Source organism: Rhodococcus sp. NPDC054953 (assembly GCF_053609225.1).
This window is the reverse complement of the sequence record NZ_JBSGXD010000017.1, coordinates 15,564-38,755: the sequence shown is the minus strand read 5'-3', so window position 1 is coordinate 38,755 and position 23,192 is coordinate 15,564. Positions and strand designations below refer to the sequence as shown.

16 protein-coding genes and 1 tRNA gene are annotated in these 23,192 nt (G+C 69.6%); 9 read left to right on the top strand and 8 right to left on the bottom strand.

Annotation, left to right across the window (positions count from 1 at the left end; translation table 11 throughout):
• Positions 1–54: 54 nt before the first annotated feature.
• Both ACWF62_RS13335 and ACWF62_RS13330 read right to left on the bottom strand, forming a co-directional pair.
• Positions 55–1,215, bottom strand: a complete 1,161-nt coding sequence (locus tag ACWF62_RS13335; RefSeq protein WP_452630296.1) for an alkane 1-monooxygenase — start codon at positions 1,213–1,215, stop codon at positions 55–57.
• A gap of 90 nt (positions 1,216–1,305) precedes the next feature.
• Positions 1,306–2,706 carry a carotenoid oxygenase family protein gene (locus ACWF62_RS13330; RefSeq protein ID WP_378508963.1) on the bottom strand — a complete coding sequence of 467 codons (1,401 nt, stop codon included), beginning with the start codon at positions 2,704–2,706 and terminating at the stop codon, positions 1,306–1,308.
• Between the two features lie 141 nt (positions 2,707–2,847).
• Here ACWF62_RS13330 and ACWF62_RS13325 point away from each other — a divergent pair, with 141 nt between their 5' ends.
• The 5 genes from ACWF62_RS13325 to ACWF62_RS13305 all read left to right on the top strand — a co-directional run bounded on the left by ACWF62_RS13325 (position 2,848) and on the right by ACWF62_RS13305 (position 10,768).
• Positions 2,848–4,104, top strand: a complete 1,257-nt coding sequence (locus ACWF62_RS13325) for a pyridoxal phosphate-dependent aminotransferase (RefSeq protein ID WP_378508964.1) — start codon at positions 2,848–2,850, stop codon at positions 4,102–4,104.
• A 68-nt stretch (positions 4,105–4,172) separates the two neighbouring features.
• On the top strand, positions 4,173–6,137 hold the full coding sequence (locus ACWF62_RS13320) for a hypothetical protein (protein ID WP_452630295.1): 1,965 nt from the start codon (positions 4,173–4,175) through the stop codon (positions 6,135–6,137).
• A gap of 4 nt (positions 6,138–6,141) precedes the next feature.
• Entirely contained in the window at positions 6,142–7,632 is a 1,491-nt protein-coding gene (locus ACWF62_RS13315) for a hypothetical protein (protein WP_452630294.1), read from the top strand.
• Positions 7,629–9,113 carry a glycosyltransferase gene (locus ACWF62_RS13310; protein ID WP_378508967.1) on the top strand — a complete coding sequence of 495 codons (1,485 nt, stop codon included), beginning with the start codon at positions 7,629–7,631 and terminating at the stop codon, positions 9,111–9,113. The genes ACWF62_RS13315 and ACWF62_RS13310 overlap by 4 nt, the downstream gene beginning before the upstream one ends.
• The gene (locus ACWF62_RS13305; protein ID WP_452630293.1) at positions 9,110–10,768 is read left to right on the top strand and encodes a glycosyltransferase family 39 protein; all 1,659 of its coding nucleotides are present in this window, start codon (positions 9,110–9,112) and stop codon (positions 10,766–10,768) included. Before ACWF62_RS13310 ends, ACWF62_RS13305 begins: the two co-directional genes overlap by 4 nt.
• Positions 10,769–10,772: 4 nt before the next feature.
• On the opposite strand, the gene ACWF62_RS13300 is transcribed toward ACWF62_RS13305, so the two are convergent.
• Both ACWF62_RS13300 and ACWF62_RS13295 read right to left on the bottom strand, forming a co-directional pair.
• Positions 10,773–11,822: a beta-mannosidase gene (locus ACWF62_RS13300; protein ID WP_452630292.1), complete on the bottom strand. Its 1,050-nt coding sequence runs from the start codon at positions 11,820–11,822 to the stop codon at positions 10,773–10,775.
• Positions 11,819–13,009 (bottom strand): glycoside hydrolase 5 family protein, encoded by a 1,191-nt coding sequence (locus ACWF62_RS13295; protein WP_378571023.1) that lies wholly within the window; start codon positions 13,007–13,009, stop codon positions 11,819–11,821. The genes ACWF62_RS13300 and ACWF62_RS13295 overlap by 4 nt, the downstream gene beginning before the upstream one ends.
• Before the next feature lie 134 nt (positions 13,010–13,143).
• On the opposite strand from ACWF62_RS13295, the gene bluB reads away from it, so the two are divergent.
• Positions 13,144–13,752: a 5,6-dimethylbenzimidazole synthase gene (gene bluB, locus ACWF62_RS13290; protein ID WP_452630324.1), complete on the top strand. Its 609-nt coding sequence runs from the start codon at positions 13,144–13,146 to the stop codon at positions 13,750–13,752.
• Positions 13,753–14,061: 309 nt separating this feature from the next.
• Here the strand turns inward: bluB and ACWF62_RS13285 are convergent, their stop codons facing one another.
• Positions 14,062–15,360, bottom strand: a complete 1,299-nt coding sequence (locus ACWF62_RS13285; protein WP_452630291.1) for an Hsp70 family protein — start codon at positions 15,358–15,360, stop codon at positions 14,062–14,064.
• Positions 15,361–15,568: 208 nt separating this feature from the next.
• On the bottom strand, positions 15,569–16,147 hold the full coding sequence (gene dcd / locus ACWF62_RS13280; RefSeq protein ID WP_378508972.1) for a dCTP deaminase: 579 nt from the start codon (positions 16,145–16,147) through the stop codon (positions 15,569–15,571).
• A 94-nt stretch (positions 16,148–16,241) separates the two neighbouring features.
• On the opposite strand from dcd, the gene ACWF62_RS13275 reads away from it, so the two are divergent.
• Positions 16,242–16,312: transfer RNA gene (locus ACWF62_RS13275), tRNA-Gly, on the top strand.
• Positions 16,313–16,606: 294 nt separating this feature from the next.
• On the opposite strand, the gene ACWF62_RS13270 is transcribed toward ACWF62_RS13275, so the two are convergent.
• Positions 16,607–16,888, bottom strand: coding sequence for a hypothetical protein (locus ACWF62_RS13270; protein ID WP_378571016.1), 282 nt, complete (start codon positions 16,886–16,888; stop codon positions 16,607–16,609).
• A 401-nt stretch (positions 16,889–17,289) separates the two neighbouring features.
• Here ACWF62_RS13270 and ACWF62_RS13265 point away from each other — a divergent pair, with 401 nt between their 5' ends.
• Positions 17,290–17,928, top strand: a complete 639-nt coding sequence (locus ACWF62_RS13265; protein WP_378571014.1) for a carboxymuconolactone decarboxylase family protein — start codon at positions 17,290–17,292, stop codon at positions 17,926–17,928.
• Complete coding sequence (locus ACWF62_RS13260; protein WP_452630290.1) at positions 17,925–18,800, top strand: RNA polymerase sigma-70 factor; 876 nt, start codon at positions 17,925–17,927, stop codon at positions 18,798–18,800. Before ACWF62_RS13265 ends, ACWF62_RS13260 begins: the two co-directional genes overlap by 4 nt.
• A 2,005-nt stretch (positions 18,801–20,805) precedes the next feature.
• Here the strand turns inward: ACWF62_RS13260 and ACWF62_RS13255 are convergent.
• Positions 20,806–23,115, bottom strand: a complete 2,310-nt coding sequence (locus ACWF62_RS13255; protein ID WP_452630289.1) for an ATP-binding protein — start codon at positions 23,113–23,115, stop codon at positions 20,806–20,808.
• Positions 23,116–23,192 lie beyond the last annotated feature (77 nt).

Here is a 23,192-nt window from a genome sequence, read left to right as displayed (position 1 = left end):
CCGAAAACCCCCGCGCACCCCACAACACCCCTGTGCACAGGGCGACCGGCGCGGCTACGTGCCGACGCGGTTGATCCGGGACAGGGCGCCGTCGTAGTGCTCGAGCAGCCGCGGGTCCATCACCCGACGCCACAGCGGCGGCACGAAGGCGAGCACGATCAGCACCGCGTAGCCGGCGGGGAGTTGCGGGGCGTCGGGCATCGAGCGGAGGGTCTGATAGCGGCGCAACGGGTTTGCGTGGTGGTCGCTGTGCCGCTGCAGGTGGTACAGGAAGACGTTGCTGCACACGTGGTCGCTGTTCCAGCTGTGCTCGGGGGCGACGCGCTCGTAGCGTCCGTTCGCCTTCTTGGCGCGCAGCAGCCCGTAGTGCTCGAGGTAGTTCGCTGCCTCGAGGAACGTGAAGCCGAGCACCGCCTGCACCACGAGCCACGGCGCGACGCTCCACCCGAACGCGGCGATCAGCACCGCGAACAGCGCGATGCTCATCGCCCAGGCGTTGAGGACGTCGTTGCGCGGACTCCAGGTGCGCAGGCCGCGGCGGGCGAGGCGGGCCTTCTCGTACACCCAGGCGGAGCGGACACCCCCGACCACCGACCGCGGCAGGAACGCCCAGAACGACTCGCCGTAGCGCGCGGACGCCGGATCGTCCGGGGTGGCGACCCGCAGGTGGTGCCCGAAGTTGTGCTCGACGTAGAAGTGCCCGTAGAACGACTGCGCGAGAGCGACCTTCGCGAGCCACCGCTCGTGCTGCGGGCGCTTGTGGCCGAGTTCGTGGGCGGCGTTGATCCCGACACCCGCGACGACGCCCACGGTCGCGGCCATCGCAAACCGTTCGGGCCAGCCCATCGGGGCGGTCGTCCACATGTAGCAGGCAAATACCAGCCCGGCGAACTGGATCGGCAGGAACAGGTAGGTGCACCAGCGGTAGTACCGGTCGTCCTCGAGTGCGGCCATCACCCGGTCCGGCGGGTTGGACTTGTCGACACCGGACACCAGGTCCACCAGCGGGATGATCACGACGAGCAGGATCGCGCCTGCCGCCCAGAACAGTCCGAGCCCGAACAGCTCCACCAGCACCCACGCCGCGAAGGGGCTGAGCGGGGCCAGCAGGCCCAGCAACCAGAAGTAACGCCTGGGATCCCGCCACGGGGTCCCAGGCGCCGAGGTGAGTTCTTCACTCACCGGGTGTATATCGGTGGTCACGTCACTTCCCATGCCGATGTCCTAGTGGCCTGCGCTTGTTAACGCGCCGGTAAGTATCACCAACTTGGGCGCACCCGACAAGGCGATGGAGGGTCGTCTCGGTCACATCTGCGGCAGCCACACCCCGTGCAGTCCGGCGGGCACCCGGATCGGCATCCGGACCCGCGCCACCGGCCCGGACGCCGGGTCGTCGGCGGGCAGGATCACGAACCACGACGCCATGGTCTCCCGGTCGGTGCCGAGCATCCCCCAGTAGTCGGATCCGGTGCCGGGCAGGTGGATCGGTTCGCCGACGGATAGCGGCCCCGGATCCCACGACGTCTCGGTGCCCGCGTCGGGGTCGAAGAACCACAGCGAGTCCATGTGGCCGTCGCGGGGGCCGCGTTTGCCGATGGTCGCGATCCGGCCGCGGGCGCGGGCGAGGGTGCGGTCGTCGATGCGGGGGAATTCGACGTCCCGGTCGTGCATGACTTGACGGTCGATGGCGCCGCGGTCGGGGTCGACGGTCGCGCGGACCAGTCCGCCGACACATGGTGCGTCCAGGTCCGCGAAACCGCCCGGATACGCCCACTGCGCGTAGTCCACCTGCACCCGCCCGTCGGGGAGGTCGCGGGCACCGGCGAAATGCCACACCCAGAACGCCTCGCAGTCCGCCCACCGGACGGGTCCGCCTGCGCGGGGAATCAGCGCGACCCGGGTGCCGTCGTCGGGGCGCCAGTCCAGCAGCGCGCCGCCGGTGAGCGCGGCGGCCAGGTCGAACACGAGCGGACACAGCACCAGCACCACGTAGCGTTCGGTGAGCGCCATGTCGTGGATCATCAGCGGTTCACGCAGGCCCTCGACGACCGTCGGTTCCCGCGCCACCGTCCCGTCCGCCGCGACCACCGACCAGGTCAGGTACGGCGCGTCGAGGAGGTAGGTGAACAGCACCAGTTCACCGGTCACCGGGTCCAGTTTCGGGTGCGCGGTGCTGCCGACCGCCATCGCGCCGTCGCAGGTGTCCCTGCCGAGGGTGGCCAGGTCGGTCGGGTCGAGTCGGTACGGCGGGGCGGCCTCCGCCATCGCGAGCAGCCTGCCGCCGTGCCGGACGACGTTGATGTCGGGCAGGTCCCGGCCGGTGCCCGCCAGTTCGGGGCCGACCTCGTCGACGCCCGGGGTGTAGAGGTCGGTGACGCCGCCCCAGATGGCATGCCCGGCGCGTTCCTCGGCGACGACCATCGGGGTTCGGACGAACCGGTTCGTGTATCTGGCGCGGCCACCGTCGAGTTCGATGCGGTGCACCATCCCGTCCCCGTCGAGCGGGTACACGTAGTTGCCGATCGGATCGAACCGCGGGTTCGGCCCGTTGCGCAGGTAGGCGCCGTGCAGTTCCGGCGGGATCTCGCCGATCACCTCTAGGTCGGGGACGTCGACCTCGGCGCGTTGCGGCGCGAACACCCCGGTCAGGTGGGTGTGGTGCGCGACGTCGACCGGGGCGGGGCGAGGAATTCCGGGTGCGCTCATGTGAACCACTTCCAAGTCGGCACTGACCGCGTCCCATCGTCCTCCCCTCGGCGCGGGCGCGCAGCCGTTCGGCGCACGGTTTGCGCTGATCGGAGGCTCCCCGCGGGTAAATCGCTTTACCGACAGTGGCACCATGGACGGGTGACCGTCTCGGAGCCCTCCCACCACACCCACACCCAGCCGCGCGTGCTGACCCAGTCCGCGAAGCTGCAGAACGTGCTGTACGAGATCCGGGGCCCGGTACACGCGCACGCCGCGCGACTGGAGGCGGAGGGGCACCGCATCCTCAAGCTGAACATCGGCAATCCGGCGCCGTTCGGGTTCGAGGCACCGGACGTGATCATGCGGGACATGATCGCGGCGCTGCCGACCGCGCAGGGCTACTCCGAGTCGAAGGGCATCCTGTCGGCGCGGCGCGCGATCGTCACCCGCTACGAGCTGGTCCCCGGGTTCCCGGACCTGGACGTGGACGACGTCTACCTCGGCAACGGGGTGTCCGAGCTGATCACGATGACGATGCAGGCGCTGCTCGACAACGGTGACGAGGTGCTGATCCCGGCGCCGGACTACCCGCTGTGGACGGCGACGACGTCGCTGGCGGGCGGCACCCCGGTGCACTACCTGTGCGATGAGTCGGACGGCTGGAACCCGGACATCGCGGACATCGAGTCGAAGATCACGCCGCGCACCAAGGCGATCGTGGTGATCAACCCGAACAACCCGACCGGCGCGGTGTATTCGCAGGAGGTGCTGAGCCGGATCGTCGCGTTGGCGCGCAAGCACTCGCTGCTGCTGCTCGCCGACGAGATCTACGACAAGATCCTCTACGACGACGCCAAGCACATCTCCCTCGCCACGCTCGCACCGGACCTGCTGTGCCTGACGTTCAACGGTCTGTCGAAGGCGTACCGGGTGGCGGGCTACCGGTCCGGCTGGGTCGCGATCACCGGCCCGAAGGACCACGCGACCAGCTTCCTTGAGGGCCTGAACCTGCTCGCCTCGATGCGGCTGTGTCCCAATGTTCCTGCGCAGCACGCCATTCAGGTGGCGCTCGGCGGCTACCAGAGCATCGAGGACCTGATCCTGCCCGGCGGTCGCCTGCTCGAGCAGCGGGACGTCGCGTGGGAGCGGCTGAACATGATCCCCGGCGTCTCATGTGTGAAGCCGAAGGGTGCGCTGTACGCGTTCCCGCGGCTGGATCCGAACGTGTACGAGATCCACGACGACGAGAAGCTCGTGCAGGACCTGCTGCTGCAGGAGAAGATCCTGATGGTGCAGGGCACCGGCTTCAACTGGGTCGACCACAATCACCTGCGCATCGTGACGCTGCCGTGGGCGCGGGATCTGGCGGTCGCGATCGAGCGTTTCGGGAACTTCCTGGCGAGCTACAGCCAGTAGCGGCGCGTCCACCGCGCGGCGGCGCCGTTCCGCTCGTAGGGTCGAAGGGGTCGACTCGAGGAGGACGGATGTCCGAACGTGTACGTCGCGGCGCTAGCTTGGCCGCAACCTGTGTTGCGGCCGCCGCGGTCCTGGGTGTGACGGCCGCGTCGCCCGCGCTGGCGCAGCCGGTGCCCGCCCGCCAGGACGCGACGCTCGGGCTGCCCGCCGTCGGACTCGGGCGGACGTTGAACTTCCCCGGGCAGGACGCGACGGTAAGCCTGCACCTTCCGGTGCCGCCGGGGATGGTCCCGACCGCGCTGCGCGGCACCATTCAGGTGCCCGCCGGGTCGGGCCGCGGCTGGATCGACGCGGTCGCGGGCGGCCGCATCCTCAGTCGCATCGACGTTCCGGCGGGGGCGCCGACCGCGCCGGTGACGATCCCGCTCGCCGGGGTGCCGATCACCGACAATGCCGCGCAGGTGCAGCTGCGCTCGCATCTGGCGCCGCTCGACGACCAGTGGTGCGCCGAGGACTGGTCGGAGGACTCGCTGTCGATCGTTGACGCGTCGATCGACTACGCGGGCAACGAGATCCAGCCCGCGGTGATCGCGGACTTCCTGCCGCCGGTGCTGCAGCGCCTCGACCTGTACGTGCCGGAGAACCCGACTCCCGACGAGTCCGCGGCCGCGTTGGAGTTCGGGACCGCGGTCACCGCGCACTACGCGAACCAGGGCACCGTCGTCGACCTGCGCGCCCTGCCCGCGGGACGGTCGATGCCCGACCAGCCGGTCGGGCAGTTCGAACGCCAGGTGGTGATCGCCGAAGCGGACAGCCCGGCCGTGCAGCTGTCGCCGTCGGCGGCCGACGTCCCGGTGCTCACCCTGTCCGGGCAGGGCGCGACCCTGCTGGATCAGACCCGGCTGCTGGTCGACTCACTGGCCGAGGTGGTCGTCGCGTCGACCGCGACCGCGGGCGCCCTCGACACCGCGCCCATCCTCGCCCCCGACGCCACCACGCTCAGCGACCTCGGCGTCACCCAGCTGACGTCGACGTCGACCGGCCGCGCGCGGGTGGTGGTCGGCCTGGACCAGACCCGGCTCGGCCGCCCCTCCGACGACGTCACCGTGCACCTGCTCGGCAACTACACGCCGCTGCCCAGCGCGCAGAACGGGCAGATCACGGTGACGGTCGGCGACACCACGCTGGCGCACTGGCCGGTCGACGACACCGGACGCATCGACCAGTGGGTGGACATCCCGAACGACCTGCTCACCCGGTACACGGAGGTGGTGGTGACGCTGCAGGTCGCGGGCGTCATGACCTGCGGGTCGACGCAACCGGTGACGCTGACCCTTGACCCGGCCAGCCCGGTCACGAGCGACACCGCGACGCCGCCGAGCCCCGCCGGGTTCGGCGCGCTGCCGCAGGCGCTGCTGCCGACGGTCGACGTCGGGCTGCAGGACAACACCTTCGCGAACCTGCGCCGCGCACTGTCCCTGACCACCGGCCTGCAGGCGATGACCGTCACCCCGATGCGCCCGGAACTGGTGTCGTTCGACGACGCGGTGAACTCGACGTCGCCGACGATCCTGGTCGCCCCGGACGGCGGCCTGCCGGACTCGATCGCGCTGCCGCTGACCCGGACCGGCGAGGACACCATCGAGCTGGCCGACCCGAACGATTCCGGTCACAGTCGCACCGTCGACGTCCCGACGCTGCAGTTCGGGTCCGTCCAGGCGACCTGGGACGCGAACAAGGAGCGGATGCTGCTCGTCGCGACGTCGACGGCGGTCCCGGAGAACCTGGATCGGATCCTGGACTGGCTGCAGGCGGACCGGAACCGCTGGTTCACCCTGACCGGTGACGTGCTGTTCCAGACCGCGGACCGGGAACCGGTGAACCTGTCGTCGCTGACGGAACCCACCCCCGAGACCACGTCGAGTTCCACCGTTCGCGGGGTGCTCGCCGCGGCGGGCGGCGTGCTGGCGCTCGGCCTGCTCGGCGGTCTCGCCGTGTGGGTGGCCAGCCGCAAGCCCCGGTCGACGACCTAGCGTCATGGTCACGGTCGCGGAACGTCCCGCGTCGACCGGGCGGCCGGGCGCGCTCGCCACCCTCGCGGCGCGCTGGGCTGTGATCGCGGCGTGCCTGGTGGTCGGGTTCTGGGCATCGACGCTGCGCACCCTGCCCGATTCGGCGGAGACCGGCCTGCTCGGGTACCTGACGCTGCTGCCGCTGCTCGGGATCGCGATGGCCATCGGCGTCACCCGGCGCAGGCACGGCGAGCTGCCGATCCACGACCGCGAGGTCGACTACATCGTCGGCACAATCGCGCTCGGTGCGTCGCTGGCGATCTCGTACTGGCTGGTGCCGCGGTACCGCGAGGAATTCCTGCTGCTGCGGCTGGACCTGCTGTCCGCGCTGGTGTTCGTCTTCGGCGCGTGCGTGCTGATGTTCGGCACCCGCGCGACGTGCCGGTACTGGCCGGTGTGGGTGGCGTACCTGGCATTCACGCCGTGGGGCTACCGGACCCTGGTCATCACGCTCGGCGGATCGTGGTTCGCCGCCGGCGCCGCGCTGGTGGTGATGGTCGCCGTCGCCACCGGCATTACCGTCGCGCGGACGTGGCAGCGCGGGGTGATCGCCGCGCTGATCACGCTCGCGGTCGGTCTGGCGCTGGTGGCCGCGGTGGACGCCGTGCGGCCGGATACCGGCACCCCGCTGCTCCGATCGCTGCCCGCCGTGCTCATCGGGGCGGTGGTTTGCGTCGCCTCCCTGATGCTCGTGGCCAGACGCGGCACCGACCCGGGTGCACCGATTCGGGCGCCGCGACCGCCGACGGTCCGGTCGGTCGGTGCTGCCGCCGTCATTCTGATCGCCGCCACCGCCGCGCAATGGGGGTCGCCGCTGCCGCCGCCGGTGACCGTCCACATCGACCCCGGCCCGCCGGAGGTGGACGACGAGACGTGGCTGCACGTACCGGACGGCTGGACCGAGACCGCCTTCGACACCGTCGACTGGGCACCGATGTTCTTCGGCCCGGACGCCACCTTGGTGCGGCAGATGCTGCGCGCGGACGAGGTGAACCCGGAGTGGGACACCAAGAACCGGGTCCGCAGCGTCGTGGTGGACAACATGCGCACCCGCCAGCCCGAGACCCTGGCCGTGTATCCCGGCGAGATGCTGTATTCGACGCTGGGCAGCCGCCGGTCCGAGACGATCGACGTCGACCTCGGTCACGATGTGATCGGCAGGCTGTACACCGTCGTCGACGAGAACCTGTTCCTCACCTGGACGAAGCTGCAGTTCATCTGGCAGCGCGGCGACGTCACCCAGGTGGTGAACCTGCTGTCGGTGGACAACCACGATCCCGGTGCGACGTTCCCGGAACTGAATCCACAGACGGCAGCCGTCGCGGGCCAGTCCCTGAATGTGCTGTTGCGCGGCAACGCGATCCAGATCGATCAGCACCCGTCGTTCAAGGACGTGAACCTGCTCTCGACCCTCGGCCGCGAGCTGGTCGCCGAGCAGTGGAAGGCGGCGCCGTGACCGAGTCACCGGATCCCCAGCGCTCCCCCGAGTTCCGCGAGCGGGCCCTGCATGACGCCGTCAACGGTCTGCGCGAACGGGATCCGATGGCGTCGGCGTCGCGGGCGTTCGTGCCGTGGCAACGGAACCTGCTGCTGGTGATCGCCGTGGTCGCGGTGGTGTGCCTGGCGTTCTTCCCGACGCCGACGCTGATCGTCGGGACGGCGCTGAGCACCGTCGCGTACGTGTTGACGCTGATCGACCGGCTGATCATCTTCCGGCGCGGCCTGCCCGCCGACGCGATCCACACCGTCACCGACGAGCAGGCCCGCGCGATCCCGGACGCGGACCTGCCGACGTACACGGTGCTGATGCCCGCCTACAACGAGACCGAGGTGATCGCACAGCTGATCGCCGCGATGGGCGCCCTCGACTACCCGCGGGACAAGCTGCAGATCCTGCTGCTGCTCGAGGAGGACGACGCCACCACCATCGCCGCTGCAGCCGCGGCCGGGGTGGACGAGGTCGCGACGGTGGTGCTGGTCCCGGCGGCGGATCCGCGGACCAAGCCGAAGGCCTGCAACTACGGGCTGCACCTGGCGACCGGCGAGATCGTGACGATCTACGACGCGGAGGACATCCCGGAGCCGCTGCAGCTGCGCCGGGTCGCCGCGACGTTCGCCCGCCTCGACCCGAGGGTCGTGTGCGTGCAGGCGAAGTTGGCGTTCCGCAACGGAACCCAGAACCTGCTCACCGGGTGGTTCACCGTCGAGTACGGCGTCTGGTTCAGCTATCTGCTGCCCGGCCTGATGCGGATCAAGGCCCCAATCCCGTTGGGTGGCACGTCGAATCATCTGCGCAGGTCGGTGCTCGACGAGATCGGCGCATGGGATCCGTTCAACGTCACCGAGGACGCCGACCTTGGCGTGCGGATCGCGGCCGAGGGATACAAGACCGCGGTGCTGGACTCGACAACCCTCGAGGAGGCCAACAGCGACGCGATCAACTGGCTGCGGCAGCGGTCCCGCTGGTACAAGGGGTATCTGCAGACATGGCTGGTGCACACGCGGCGGCCGCTGCGGCTGTGGCGGGAGATCGGGTCACTGGCGTTCCTGCGGTTCACCCTGCTGCTGGCCGGCACCCCGATCATCGCCTGCCTGAACATGGTGTTCTGGTTCATCACCCTGACGTGGCTGCTGGGCCAGCCGCTGCAGATCGGGGAGATCTTCCCGCCGCTGGTCTACTACCCGGCGCTGATCTGCCTGGTGTTCGGCAACGCGGTCACGATCTTCCTGAACCTGGTCGGCTGCCGGGAGGGCCGCGACCCGCGCCTGCTGCTGGCCTGCCTGACGGTGCCGCTGTACTGGCTGCTGATGAGCATCGCCGCGATCAAGGGCTGCTGGCAGTTGCTGCGCAATCCGTCCTACTGGGAGAAGACGTTCCACGGTCTCGACGAGCCGTCGACCGAGCCGACTGTGGCCCCGACGGGGGCGCGGAAGTGAGGCGCCTGCGGCCGGTGCAGGGCGTGTTCGCCGCCGCCCTCGTCGTCTACCTGGTCCTCGGGTTCGTCCTCGCGCTGCGCTACCACTTCCTGATGGGCGACGCCCTGAGCCGGGTGCAGTCGGCGCAGGGCGCACTGTTCAGCCGCGACCCGCACCTCGCGGAGATCGGGTTCATCTTCACCCCGCTCACCTCGCTGGTCGAGCTGCCGCTGGTCGCGCTGAGCCCGTGGATCCCGGAGCTGACCCGCTACGGCCTTGCCGGGGTGATCATGTCGGCCGCGTTCATGGCGGCGGCGGTCGCGCAGATCTGGGGGATCGCCGCCGACCGCGGCACCCCGCGCTGGCAGCAGGTCGCCGTCACGCTGCTGTTCGCGCTGAACCCGATGATCCTGGTCTACGGGGCCACCGGGATGAGCGAGGCACCGTTCGTGTTCCTGATGTGCTGGGCGACACGACGATTGATCCGCTGGATCAGCACCGACGACGTGCACGACCTGATCTCGGTCGGCGTCGCACTCGGGCTCGGCTACCTGACGAGATACGACGCCGCGGCCGCGATCGCGACGGCCGCCGTGTTCGTCGCGGTCCTCACCCGCCTCCGCGCGGGCCGGTCCCGCGGCCACGCCCGCCGGTCGGCGCTGCTGGACGCGGTGATCGTCGTCGCGCCGGGCGCCCTCGCGGTGTCGGTGTGGGCGGTGACGAGTTGGCTGCTGACCGGGCAGCTGTTCGCGCAGTTCCAGTCCGGCTACGGCAACGCGCAGATCCTCGCCCAGTCCGGTGGCCCGTCGGAGGCGGGGCTGTCCGCGCTCGGGTTCTCGGCGGCGTCGATGCTGGTGTTGGCGCCGGCGCTGCCGCTGCTGGTGCCCGCGGTCGCGGTGCTGGCGGTCCGCCGCCGCGACCTCGAGGTGCTGGTCCCGACGCTGCTGTTCGGGTCGGTGCTCGCGTTCCAGACGTACTCGTATGTCACCGGGGTGACGTTCCCGTTCCTGCGCTTCTACATCTGCGTGATCCCGCTGATCGCGGTGTACGCCTTGCAGTTCAGTCCCGCGCGCGGTCCCCTGCCGTCCCGGCGTCCCGGCGCATATACCCGCGAGCGGGACGTGCGGCAGCCGCGGCTCCCGGTGGCTGCGCTGGTCGCCACGCTCGCGTTGGCGGCGAGCCTGCCGATCACGCTCGCCGGGATGGCGCACCGGCAGCTGTCGGTGCAGCAGTATGCGCTGGGGGTGCTGTTCGGCGGGGGTGAGGACGATCCGGCCGAGCAGGCGAAGCAGCGCGCGATCATGGACACCTTCGCCACCGAACGGCAGATCGCCGATTACCTGGACGCGATGAACCTGCCGGACGGATCGGTGCTGATGGACACCGTGTACGGGTTCGCGATCGTCGCGGCGTCGACGAACCCGAAACAGTTCGTGGTGCCGTCGGACCGGGACTTCGTGGCGGCGCTCAATGACCCGGCCGGGCACGGCATCGAGTACATCCTGGCGATCCCCACCTCGGGGCGCGGCGCGTCGGACGCGGTGAACCGCCGCTACCCCACCATCTTCGACAACGGCGGCGCCGTGGCGACGCTGGAGCTGGAGATCCCGAACACGGGCGCCGACCAGCCGACCTGGCGGCTGTACCGGGTGCCGGAGGGTCCGGACGCCGAGTAGCCGTTCAGTACGGCGGCCTGGCACCGACCGTGGTGTGCCGCTCCAGGATCCCGAACAGTGGATCGCCAGCACCGATGTCGTAGGTGGCCTGTGCCGGTCGCGGGTCGGGGACGAACGACCACAGCAACGCCCCCGCGGTACCCGCGGCCCGCTGCCCGCGGATCTTGGTCTCGATGTCGGCGGCCCGGTCCGCGAGGGACAGCCCGCCGCCCGCGGCCTGCCCGATCTCCGCGACCAGCAGCGGCTTGCCCAGGTCCCGCGCCTGCTCGAGCCGGCGGGCCAGCCCGTTCCACTCGTCGCCGGGCAGGGCGACGCCGTCGGCGTGATAGTCGTGGTACTGCAGCACATCCGCGTTCGGGGAGGCGCCGACGTACCGGTAGTCGTCGCCCGCGGTGCCGCACTGCCCGCCCCCGGTCAGCCCCGCGGTGATCAGCCGGTCCGGGTCCAGGTCACGCACCCGGTCCCCCGCCACGTCCATGAAGCGGCGCAGCACCGCCCCCGCGTCGTCGGGGCACAATCGGCTCGCGAAGTCGCAGTCGCCGTCGGGGCAGACACTCGTCTCCGGTTCACCGACGAGTTCCCAGGCGGCAAGCGCGGGCGATCCGCGCCACCGGGCGACGGCGGTGTCCACCCAGTCGGCGAACGACAGCGGGACACCGGGTGCGGTCTCCCGCCAGCCGTCGACGTACCAGGCCCGCTGCTTGAACAGCTCGTCCTCGCACGCCCCGTCCTGCGCGGTGAGGACGGGGATCAGCAGCTGCCCGTGCCGGTGCGCCGCGGCGAACACGTTGTCCAGCGCGGTGAAGTCGAGCCTGCCGGTGTGCTTGTTCACGGCGAGGGATTGGAAGGCGTTGAACCGGGTGACGGTGGCGGCGGGCAGCAGCGCGAAGTAGCCGTCGAGATCCACCTGGGCGCCGCAGCCGCGGTTGATCGACCAGTCGGTGCCGAGCTGGTAGGCGTTCAGCCCGGCGGGCCACCACGGTCGACCGTCGAGGGTGAGCCCGGTGCCTGCGGCGCCGACCCGCGCCCGCACCGGACCGGTGACCGTCGTCAACTGCCCGAGGAGCCTGCCGAACCGGAGGATCCGCCGCCGGTGCCCGGATCGGGGATCGGCGGGGGCACCGAGCCGACGGTGGTGTACTTCGCGAGCACCCCGAACAGCGGGTCACCCGGGCCGACATCGAAGGTGCACAGGTCGTGCCGCGGATCCGGCACGAACGACCACAGCATCGCGCCCGCGGTGCCCGCGAGCCGCTGCCCGCCGATCTTGTGATCGACGTCCGCGGCGCGCTGTTCGAGGGTCTCGCAGGGTGCGCCCGCCATCTGCCCGATCTCCCCGACCACGATCGGCTTGTTCAGCTCCCGCGCCTGCCGGATCCGAACCTCCAACCCGTTCCAGATGTCGCCGGGCAGCGGGATGCCGTTGAAGTGATAGTCGTGGTACTGCAGCACATCCACGTTCGGGGAGTCGTTCACGTACTTGTATTCCTCGCCCGCGCTGCCGCACTGGCCGCCGCCGACCAGTCCCGCGGTGATCAATTCACCGGGGGCGTGCCGCCGGATCACCTCGCCGGCCTCGTCCATGAAGTTGCGCAGCACGACCGCGGCGTCGGGTGGGCAGATGCGGACCCGGAGCACACAATCCCCGATGCACACACCGGGTTCCGGCTCACCGACGGTTTCCCAGGCCGCCAGTGCGGACGAGTTCTTGTAGCGGTCGACGACCGCACCGATCCACGATTGGAACGACGGCTCGAGGCCGTGCTGCTGGGTCTTCCAGCCCTCGATGTACCAGTCGTGCTGCTTGAACTGCTCGTCCTCGCACGGCCCCTCCTGCCCGGCCATCACCGGCACCAACAGCTGGCCGTGCCGCTGCGCGGCCTCGAAGACGCGGTCGATCGGGCGCCAGTCCCGTTGCCCGGTGGTCTTGTTCGTCGCCAACGCCTCGAACGCGTTGAACCGGGTGACGGTGCGCGGCGGCAGGTCCGAGAAGTAGGCGTCGAGGTCCACCTGGGCGCCGCAGCCGTGGTTGATCGACCAGTCCGTCGCAAGTTGGTAGGCGTTGAACCCGGCGGGCCACCACGGCTGGCCGTCGAGGGTCAGGCCGGTGCCCGCCGCACCGACCCGGCCACCGGTCTGGGCGTTACTCACCGCCGGGGACAGGGCCCCGACCCCGAGAATCATCACCGCCGCGACGAGGGCCGCCCGGGCCCAGCGTGCAGCGAACGCTGTGGACACCATGGTCCGACGTTACCGCCGGACCCGAACCGCCGCGCGGCGACGGCGTCGCGTGGCCGATCGGATACGGTCGATTCGTGTCCAGCGATGTGAACAACGCCCCTGCTGCGTCCGCCGAGAGCGGCCCCACCCTGTCGGTGTACGACGCGATCCGGATGCGCCGCGACGTGCGCGCCGAATTCACCGGTGACCGGATCGATGAGGAGCAGCTGACGCGGATCCTGCGGGCCGGGCACAACGCGCCGAGCGTCGGCAACACCCAGCCGTGGGATTTCGTTGTGGTGCAGGATCCGGCCACCCTCGGCACGTTCGCCGACCACGTCGCGGGCTGCCGCCGCAACTTCGCCGACTCGCTACCGCCGGAGCGGCAGGAGACGTTCGATCCGATCAAGGTCGAGGGCATCCGCGAGTCCGGCACCGGCATCGTCGTCACCTACGACCCGAGCCGCGGCGGAACGAACATCCTCGGCAGGCACACCGTCGACGACACCGGCGTCTTCTCGGCGGTGCTCGCGATCCAGAACATCTGGCTGGCCGCGGTCGCGGAGGGTATCGGCGTGGGGTGGGTGTCGTTCTACGAGGAGGACTTCCTCACCGAGCTGGTGAAGGTGCCCGCGCCGATCCGGCCGATCGCGTGGCTGTGCGTCGGCCCGGTGTCCCGGTTCCAGGACACGCCCGACCTGGTGCGGTTCGGCTGGCGCGAGGCGCGCCCGCTGTCCGAGGCCGTGCACCGCGAGTCGTTCTGACCTGCACGAATGTCGCGCCGCGCAGAGGCGGGCGCGGGTGTGGCCGGAACCTCGCCACGAAATCCGACCCCCGGTGAGACAGATCGGGAAAGACACGGTAGATTCGGACACGACACCAATGGTGTCCAGCACGCTCGATTGCACCTCCCCCCCTGTGTGCAATCGAGCCGGTGGCGGGGAGACACCCCCCTGTACCCCGCCACCCCGCTGGGGGGATCCCAGCCTTGTTCTTCGCTCACTTCCCTGACGCCGCGCGCGATGCCGCGCCCCGGGGGGATCTGATTTCCCCACCGGGCCGAACGTCCGCGGTCAGCGCACCATGCCGGGCGGCAGCTGCAGCCCCGGCGGGACCTCGATCTGGATGGGTGCGGGCAGGTTCAGGTACCGCGGTCCCGGCGGGGGCGGCGGCGTCGGCTCGGCGGTGGTGGACGGTTCCCGGTCCGCCGTCACCACGGGCGCGGCCGGCGTCGGAGTCGGCGTCGTTGTGGTGGTGGTCGTTCGCGGCGGGGTGGTGGTCGGGGTCGTCTGCTCGACGATGACCTCGGAGACGGCCGGCTCACGCTGACTGGTGGTGTCGTCGCCGCGGTCGAGCGCCAGCCCGATCGCCGCGATCACCAGCAGTCCGCTCGCGGCGGACCCGGCGAGGGCCAGCTGCTTGCGCGTCGCCCCGCCCGGCAGGCGGCGGACGGGGGCCGTCGCGGTGTCCGACCAGTTCGGTTCGGGCAGTGCGGGTTCCGGGGTCGCCTCGACCGGTGCCGCGAGCAGTGCGGCGCCCTGCGCGGCGACCATCTCCGGTTCCGGGGGCTGCACGATGGGCAGCGCCAGCCACCCCTGCAGCACCGACTGGACCAGTGGAATGCGCGCTCCCCCACCGAGGAACACGAGCACGTCGGGTCGACGTCCGGACGCGGCGATGACCTCGCGGGCCAGCCGTGCGGACCCCTCGACGGGCACCCGGATGAGCGCGTCGAACCGTTCCCGGTTCAGCAGGATCAGCCCGCGATCCCCCGGCAGGCACACCGCGCCGATGGTGGACAGTTGCTCCTTCGCGGTGCGGCAGCGGGCGGTGAGTTCCGCTGCGGCCCAGGTGTCGACGGGGCGTTCGTGGCCCCGTTCCCGCACCTGCTGTTCGGCGATGAGGGCGTCGAACTGGTCGCCGCCGACGACGTCGCTGCGTTCACTGGTGATGACGCTGCGGGTGTAGCGGTCGACGACGCTGATCGTGACGCCGGTGCTGCCGAGGTCGTAGAGGACGAGGGTGTGGGTGTCGGGGCCGAGCTGCCCGACGCTCTCGAGGAGGGTGACGACGGCGGCGGCCTCGGGTACCAGTTGGTAGTTCCACAGGTGCTGCCGGGCCATCGCGGCGTGGATGGCGTCCGCGTCGACTCCGCTGCCGTAGACGATGCCGGTGGCGCCGATGTCGCCGTGCCATTCGTGTTCGAGGAGGACCCCGATGGACTGGGCGGCGACGTCCTCGACCGGGCCGGTGACGACGTCGACGGCCTGCTGCTCGAAGGCACCCGGCTGATCGGCCGAGTGATAGTGGTCGGTGCGGGTGGCCATGCGGACAGCACTGGCCCCGACCGAGACTCCCAGCACCGCGCTCATCGCGTCGTCCTTGTCTGTCGGCGTGCCCGCCCCCGATTGCGCGCACTACGAACCCGGGGCAGTCTAACCAACCGGTAACGCCGCGCCAGACCCCGTCCGGACAGATCGGACAGCCCGCGCGGGCGGAGCCGGTAGCCGGCCGTTAGCCTCCCACCGAGGCGGTTCCGCTGTCCGGCGACGATCCGGTGTTGCCCACCGGTGTCGGGGGTTACGGCGTCGGCGACTTCGCGAAGTTCAGGTATGCCTTCGACGGCGTCGGGCCCCGCTGCCCCTGGTACTTGGAGCCGACGGATGCGCTGCCGTACGGGTTCTCCGCGGGACTGGTCAGCCGGAACAGGCACAGCTGGCCGATCTTCATCCCCGGCCACAGCGTGATCGGCAGGTTCGCGACGTTGGACAGTTCGAGGGTGATGTGCCCGTTGAAGCCGGGGTCGATGAACCCGGCCGTCGAATGGGTGAGCAGACCGAGCCGACCGAGGCTCGACTTCCCCTCCAACCGTCCGGCAAGATCATCGGGGAGGGAACAGAATTCGAGCGTCGACCCGAGGACGAACTCCCCCGGATGCAGCACGAACGGCTCCCCCTCCGCCGGCTCGACCAGGCTGGTCAGCTCGTCCTGCTGCTGCGCCGGATCGATGTGCGTGTACTTCGTGTTGTTGAACACCCGGAACAGTCGGTCCAGGCGGACGTCGACGCTCGACGGCTGCACCATCGACTCTTCGTACGGATCGATACCCAGACGGCCAGTGGAGACGGAGGAACGGATGTCACGGTCGGAAAGAAGCACGACCTAGAGGGTAGACGCACGACCGAGCAGGCGTCTGCTAGAGTTGCCGCTCGCAGGGACTTGCACCACTCGTCGGGTGGCGTTTGCCCAGCGTGCCGATGTAGTTCAATGGTAGAACATCAGCTTCCCAAGCTGAATACGCGGGTTCGATTCCCGTCATCGGCTCAATCTCTCTCTACCGAATACCGCTGGTGAGCACCGCATTTAGGGCGGGGCGAACGTTACGGCAGCGGGTACCGGGCACCACGTAATCGCGTGCGTGCCCACTACGTGCCCACGCCGACTGGAAAGCCCGCGATTTCATGCCCTCACGCCCCTGGTCGTTCGGAACCTTCCGCCGTCTGCCCTCCGGTCGCTGGCAAGTGCGCTACTCGACGCCGGACGGTTCGCGCCATACCGCCCCGCACACGTTCGGCCCGCGGCGGGCTGCGTCCGACACTGGTTCAGCGCCGGCCGGTGTCAGTCGAGGTATCCAGTCTCGGGGTTGATGTCGGAGAGAAAGCTTCTGATCGACTCGCGGTGTTCGTCCATGCTTTTCAAATACCGCGCGTCCGGGTCGCCGACCGTCCTCACCGGACCGCCACCAAATCCGTAACCCTGGTTCGGTCCTGACTCCCAGTCGTAGTCACACCCACCGTCATCCCGCATGCTGAGTGTGAACACCTCACCCTCGACTTCGAGGGTGATCGGATCTTCGCCGGGCAGGGGACGATAGCCGTCAGGTGGATCATTGGCAGTCACACTCCGATTCTCGCTGAAGCGAGCACGCAGTCGCGATCCGCGACACGGCTGGCCTGGACGACACCCGGCTACGCGAGAGTGCGCGACCGAGCGGACGAGTTCGCTGGCCTTGCTGGCCGACCCCGGAGCCCTGTTGGCGGTCGCGGACACCGCGAGCACCCGAACGTCTGGAGGGCGGTCCAACCCCGTCATCGAGCGGATCCACCAATGTGCCAGCGGGCCAGGGGTCCGGGCGCGGCCTGTTCGCCATTCGGTGTCGGCCAACCACGACGATTCAGGCCGGACTTCTGTCGGGGCGTTGTCGAGCAGGATGTCACAACCACGCGCCGAGCGGTGTCTTCATGTCGACGGACAACCCGGGAGGCAGAACCCCGGCCGTCGACGATCCCCAGGAGGACACGATGACCACACCAGCCCGCATCCCGCCAACCGAACTCACCGGACTCTTCGGCACGATCGTGAAGATCGCATCCCGACGGATGCTCGGCCAAGTCCCGGACTCGATGGGCGTGTTCGCCCACCATCCCGCGCTCATGCGGGCGTCAATGGGCATCGGCCGCAAGATCGAGGCGCTGGACGAGCTCGACCGCAACCTCGCAAGCTATGCCGCGATGTCGACGGCCGCCTACATCGGCTGCAGCTGGTGCCTCGACTTCAACTACTACAAAGCTCACAACGACGGGCTCGACGAGACGAAAGCCCGGCAGGTGCCGAACTGGCGCGAAGCGTCGGTGTTCACGCCGGTCGAACGCCACGTCATGGAATACGCCGAGGCGATGAGCCAGACACCGCCTACCGTCACCGACGAATTGTCGGCCGCACTCCTCACCGAACTCGGCCCCGCCGCGCTGATCGAGCTCACCGCCAAAGTCGCCTTCATGAACATGAGTTCACGGATGAACGTCGCCCTCGGGATCCACTCGGAAGGTTACGCCGACACGTGTCAGCTCCCGCCTCTGGCGACCCGGGCGACCGCGGCGTCTGCCCCCGGGCCGCAGCCGCCGGATACCACGTTCAAGGCCGTAGGCTCGACATCATGACCGACGACGCGTTCGTCACCCACCGCCCCCTGCTCTTCACCGTCGCCTACGAACTGCTCGGATCCGCGGCCGACGCGGAGGACGTGCTGCAGGAGTCGTGGTTGCGGTGGAATGCCGTCGACCACGCAGGCGTACGCGACGAACGCGCCTACCTCGTGCGGATCGTCACCCGCCAGGCACTGAACCAACTGCGCACGATGTCGCGTCGACGCGAGTCGTATGTCGGGCAGTGGCTGCCCGAGCCACTGCTCACCAGCCCGGATGTCGCAGACGACATCGAACTCGCCGAAAATGTGTCGATCGCCATGCTCACGGTGCTCGAGACACTCGGGCCGACCGAACGCGCAGTGTTCGTGCTGCGCGAGGTGTTCGACGTGCCCTACGACGAGATCGCCGCCGCGGTCGGCAAGACCACGGCTGCCGTTCGCCAGATCACCCACCGCGCACAGGAACACGTCGCCGCGCGGCGACCGCGGGTGACGGCCGATCGAGCCGAACAGGAGGCGGTCGTCGCCTGTTTCGTCGCCGCGGTGAACTCGGGCGACCTGCAGGGCCTGATGGATGTGCTCGCACCCGATGTGGTGTCGGTCGCCGACGGCGGCGGCTTCGTGCGCGGCGCGGCTCGCCACCCGATCGTGGGCGCCGACAAGATCAGCCGCTACCTGCTCGGTGGCCTCGCGAAGCTCGGCCTGCCGTTCCAGGCGCGGCCCACATGGGTGAATGGCCATCCGGCGATCCGGGGCGAGATCGACGGCGCGCTCGCTGGCGCGATCAGCTTCGCGATCGAGGACGGACGGATCACCCGCATCTTCTCGATCGCGAACCCGTACAAGCTCGGCCGACTGGACGAGGAGGCGGAGCTGGCACGGTAGCAACTCGGCCGAAGTTCACCACCGGCATACGTGCCCACAGTTTCTCGTTCTATCGACACGGACCTGCGCTGGAGGCTGGACCGTCTACGCTCAGAACATTCCTCGTGGGAGGTGGGGCCATGTCTCGCACCAAACTTCGACGTCGAGCGGCGTACGCCACCGCGGCGATCCCGGTCGCGTTCCTCGTGCCGCTGTCTACCAGTCTACCGACCGCTGGGGCCGCCCCGACTGACACGGTCCTCCCGATCCCGGTCGTCGGCCTCGCCACAGGACCGACAGGATTCCCAGGTCCACCTGTTGCCCAGCACGTCACCGCCCGAACCGATCCGGCCGCCCCTGGCACCACCGTGTTCCTCGGCACCGAGACGCCGTACTGCGTATGTGTCGTCCATTGGCGCAATCTCACGACCGGCTCGGCCGGTGTGGCCGGTGTCTGGTCCTCAACCTATGCGCCAACGCCGGGCCCTGACCACGCGGCCGAGACCGGTTCCGGGATCCTGGTTGCGGCGGTCACGGCAGGCGGCGCGCCGGGCTACCCACTGACCCCGGCCACGCTGCTGCCGGGTGGCGGTACCTGGACGGTGCCGTAGCTCCCACCCGAGCGAGGCCCGCGATGCGCGATCGGTGCCGTGACGCTCTCCCCTTGTCAGGCAACGTCGCTCAAAGGACGACAACCGAGAAGACGCTGTGGCGGTCCCTCGACCGAGACGACGCGCATGCGGCGGTGGAGGTCACCGTATGGCGCTACCGGCACCTGATCGCCGCCTACGCGGCAGTGGCAGGCGTTGGAGGACGTCCTGGGGATCTGAAGTGCCTCACGAGGATTCGCACCGGGCTACCCGAGGGGTTGGAGGAGTTGACCCAACTCGAGCACCTGCGTGACATGGCACCGCATTGGGCTTCCCGAACCTCGACCATTACAGGGCGCGGACGTTGATCCACTCCGGTCAACTCCAGGAGCGGATCAACGCGCACTGATCGAGGAGAGCCCTAAAGCCCCAGTTCAGCGCGGACCACTTACGACGCTACCGACATTGCCGGGCCCTGCCCAAACACCATGGACTTCACAAAGCACTCAAACGGGGTCACCAAGGGGCCTTCTCCCGCGACAGAACAATCGACCACCTCGCTGCTCGCAACGTAGCCGACCACACTGCCGACCATCTCTTCGGGAGTTCCGAGGAGGAGCGTGCCGCCATCGCCGTCAGGGATCTCGATGGCTCCGTCAGAGGAGGCTGACGCGATACCGCCACCGAGTGTCAACCCACCACCGACCAGAGCCACACCGACAAGAAGGGCAGCGCCGCGACGGGCCAAGTTTCGAGACATACAGAATTTCCTCCATTCGACGTGGAATGGCGGGAAACAACCTTTGCGTACACCCGCCCGCGCCAGCATAGGGCTGACCGCGCGCCCCGGCGCCGAAATCGAAAAGGAGGCATAAGGCCAGGTCAAACGTTGTACACAACGTCATTGTCCGATCGAATCAGTCTCCATCCCCGACTCCAGATCGCTTCCGGTGGTGAACTCGCAATTCCCAGGACCCCACCACGGGCGGTACGGATAGTTCGGCCCCGGGAAGCGGCGACTGCCCGCGCTGTGGACCAGCCGCGGATGCTGTTGGTGGGCACACAACGAGCTCCAGACGTGCCGCACAACGGCATCGCGATCACCGGCGGCGAGCGGACCGAGAGGGGACTCCGGTGGTCGGGAACCTTATCGAACGGAGCATGATCGCGTTGATGGACGGCGGTGGGATCTCCCTGTCCTACCGGTCGGGCCCGCAGACGGTGACCGTTACCGGGAACACCCTGCGACCCAGGAACTGCTCTGACGACGCGGTCGACGCCAACGCTGCAGCGGCCGACATCCTTGCCGCCCTGACCTCCCCACCCCCTGACCGAATGTGGGATTCGGTCGGCCTAAGTGACCGAATCCCACATTCGGTCAGGGAGGGGGTCGGTCAGGAAGGGGGTCGGTCAGGAAGGGGGGCGGACGGCGGCCGTCAGGTCTGCTGCCCCGCACCCCCGTGAACCCATCCCGCGATCTGCGCACGGGTCGTGAAGCCCAGCTTGGTGAGGATGTTCTCCACATGCCCCTCCGCGGTGCGCTGCGAGATCACCAACTGCTGCGCGATGGCCTTGTTGGTCATTCCCTGCGCGACGAGTTCGGCGATCTCCCGCTGCCGTCGGGTGAGTTTCGTTGTCGGCGCGCTCGCACGCGGCCCGACTGGTGCCTGCTCGCCGAGCGCGTAGGCGATCGCCGCGTCGACGGAGAGTCCACGCCCGCGCGCGAAGGCGGCATCGAACGACGACTGGCCGAGGGCATCGGTCGACTCGCGAACGATGCGATCGTGGTGGCCCAACAGGTCCCGGATCACGATCGTGGGGCTGCCCGCTGCCTCACCGACCCATGCCGATGCACCCATCAGCGTGGCGGCCCGCTCGGGCCGGTCGGCGGCGATCCAGCCCAGGATCTCAAGGCACATCGCGAGGCCGAGCGGATCGTCGACGAGTCGGGTCAGCCGCATCCCCTCCTCAATCAGCTGAGTCGCGCGCGGGGTGTCGCCCTCCTCCCAGACGGCCAGTCCCAGCATGCTCAGCGAATAGGACCGGTACATGGACTCCCCGTCCGCTGCGGTGAGGGCGAGCACCTCCTCGTGGCAGGCGATCGCGCGCCGCGGGTCCCCGGACAGCCCGCACGCCATGGCGAGTCCGACGAGGGTCCCGACCCGTGCCAGCGGGCTGCCCTCGGTGCGCAGCGTCAGCAGGGCCTCCTCGAAACGCTCTGTCGCGCGCGGGAAGTCACCGGAGAACGTGGCGAGGTAGCCGGTCGCGGACACCGCGAACGCCGCCGCACCCGGATCGTCGTCGGGGTCCGTCAGGGCGCACGCGGCATCGGTCCACGTCTGGGCCGCCGGAACGTCGCCCTGCATCAACGCCAGCATGCTGCCGAGGCACAGCGCCGTCACTCGCGACGCGGCGGGCGCGCCGTCGGCCCGGGCCAGCGCCCGCTCGATCCAGTACCGCCCCTCGCTGTACAGGCCGCGGGAGACCCAATAGGGGTAGACCGCGATGACCATGTGCAGCGCCGCATCCTGTTTCGCCGCGGCGGTGACGCTGAACTCCAGCGCCGCGCGCAGGTCGGCGCGGGTCCGGTCGAACCGGGCGAGCCACTCCAGCTGCCGGTGCCCGATCCACTCGGCCTCCGCCTGCAGCGTCAGCCGCTCGCACCAGTCGTGGTGCCGTTGCCGCAGCAGCGCCGACTCGTCGGCCTCGGTCAGCCGCTCCAGCCCGTACTCGCGGATCGTCTCGAGCATCCGATACTGGGTGACCCCGCCGGCCTCCTCCCGGATCAGAATCGACTTGTCCACCAGGGAGCCGAGCACGTCCGCCAGTTCCCCGTCGGCGAAGCCGCTGACCTCGGCTGCGGCGTCGACCTCGAAGCCTCCCGCGAACACCGCCAGCCTGCGCCACAACGTCCGCTCCCGGTCGCCGAGCAGGCCGTGGCTCCAGTCGATGCACAGCCGCAGCGTCTGCTGCCGCGACGGGGCGACGCGTGTGCCGGTGGTCAGCAGCCGGTAGCGGTCGGTGAGCCGAAGCAGGATCTGCTGCAGCGACAGTGCGCGCAGCCGGGCGGCGGCCAATTCGATCGCCAACGGCAGGCCCTCGAGCCGCTGGCAGATCTCCACGACCGTGGCCTGGTTGTCCACCGTCAGGCCGAACCCGGGAACCGCGGAGCGCGCACGCGCCTCGAACATGACGACGCCCTCGTACCCGCCGAGACTCCGCAGCGATGCCGCCGTATCCGGATCCGGAACCGTCAGGGGCGGAACCCGCAGCACCGCCTCCTCCCCCGCGGCAAGAGCCTCCCGGCTGGTCGCCAGGATCCGCACCTCGGGGCAGGCGCTCAGGACGGCCTTCGTCAGCTCCGCGACCTCCGCCACCAGGTGCTCACAGTTGTCGAGCACGATGAGCGCGCGCCGGTCGGCGAGAAAGTCGATGAGCAGCGGGAGCGGCGACCGGGCCGCGCGTTCGCGGAGCCCGAGCGCGGCCACCACCGTGTCCGCCAGCAGGTGCGGCTCGGGGAGGGCCCCGAGCTCGACGAGCCAGACCCCGTCCTCGAAGTCGTCCTGCAGGTTCGCCGCGACCCGCAGCGCCAGCCGGGTCTTGCCGACACCGCCCATCCCGGTCAGCGTCACCAGATGCGACTCGGACAGCAGCCGACGCACCTCCGTCAGCTCACGGCGACGGCCGACGAAATTGGTGAGTTCGTGCGGGAGATTGCCCACCCGCACCCGGACTCCCGACTGCATAGGGGACATCCCTTCCTGATCGCGACGCCACTGCCCTGCGGACCTGAGGCAGCAAGGGTATCGCTCCCCGGATCCGA

Coding starts and splice junctions, on each gene's coding strand:
- ACWF62_RS13335 (WP_452630296.1), bottom strand. CDS start 1,215: ATGGGAAGTGACGTGACCACCGATATACACCCGGTGAGTGAAGAACTC.
- ACWF62_RS13330 (WP_378508963.1), bottom strand. CDS start 2,706: ATGAGCGCACCCGGAATTCCTCGCCCCGCCCCGGTCGACGTCGCGCAC.
- ACWF62_RS13320 (WP_452630295.1), top strand. CDS start 4,173: ATGTCCGAACGTGTACGTCGCGGCGCTAGCTTGGCCGCAACCTGTGTT.
- ACWF62_RS13315 (WP_452630294.1), top strand. CDS start 6,142: ATGGTCACGGTCGCGGAACGTCCCGCGTCGACCGGGCGGCCGGGCGCG.
- ACWF62_RS13295 (WP_378571023.1), bottom strand. CDS start 13,009: ATGGTGTCCACAGCGTTCGCTGCACGCTGGGCCCGGGCGGCCCTCGTC.
- ACWF62_RS13285 (WP_452630291.1), bottom strand. CDS start 15,360: ATGAGCGCGGTGCTGGGAGTCTCGGTCGGGGCCAGTGCTGTCCGCATG.
- ACWF62_RS13265 (WP_378571014.1), top strand. CDS start 17,290: ATGACCACACCAGCCCGCATCCCGCCAACCGAACTCACCGGACTCTTC.
- ACWF62_RS13260 (WP_452630290.1), top strand. CDS start 17,925: ATGACCGACGACGCGTTCGTCACCCACCGCCCCCTGCTCTTCACCGTC.
- ACWF62_RS13255 (WP_452630289.1), bottom strand. CDS start 23,115: ATGCAGTCGGGAGTCCGGGTGCGGGTGGGCAATCTCCCGCACGAACTC.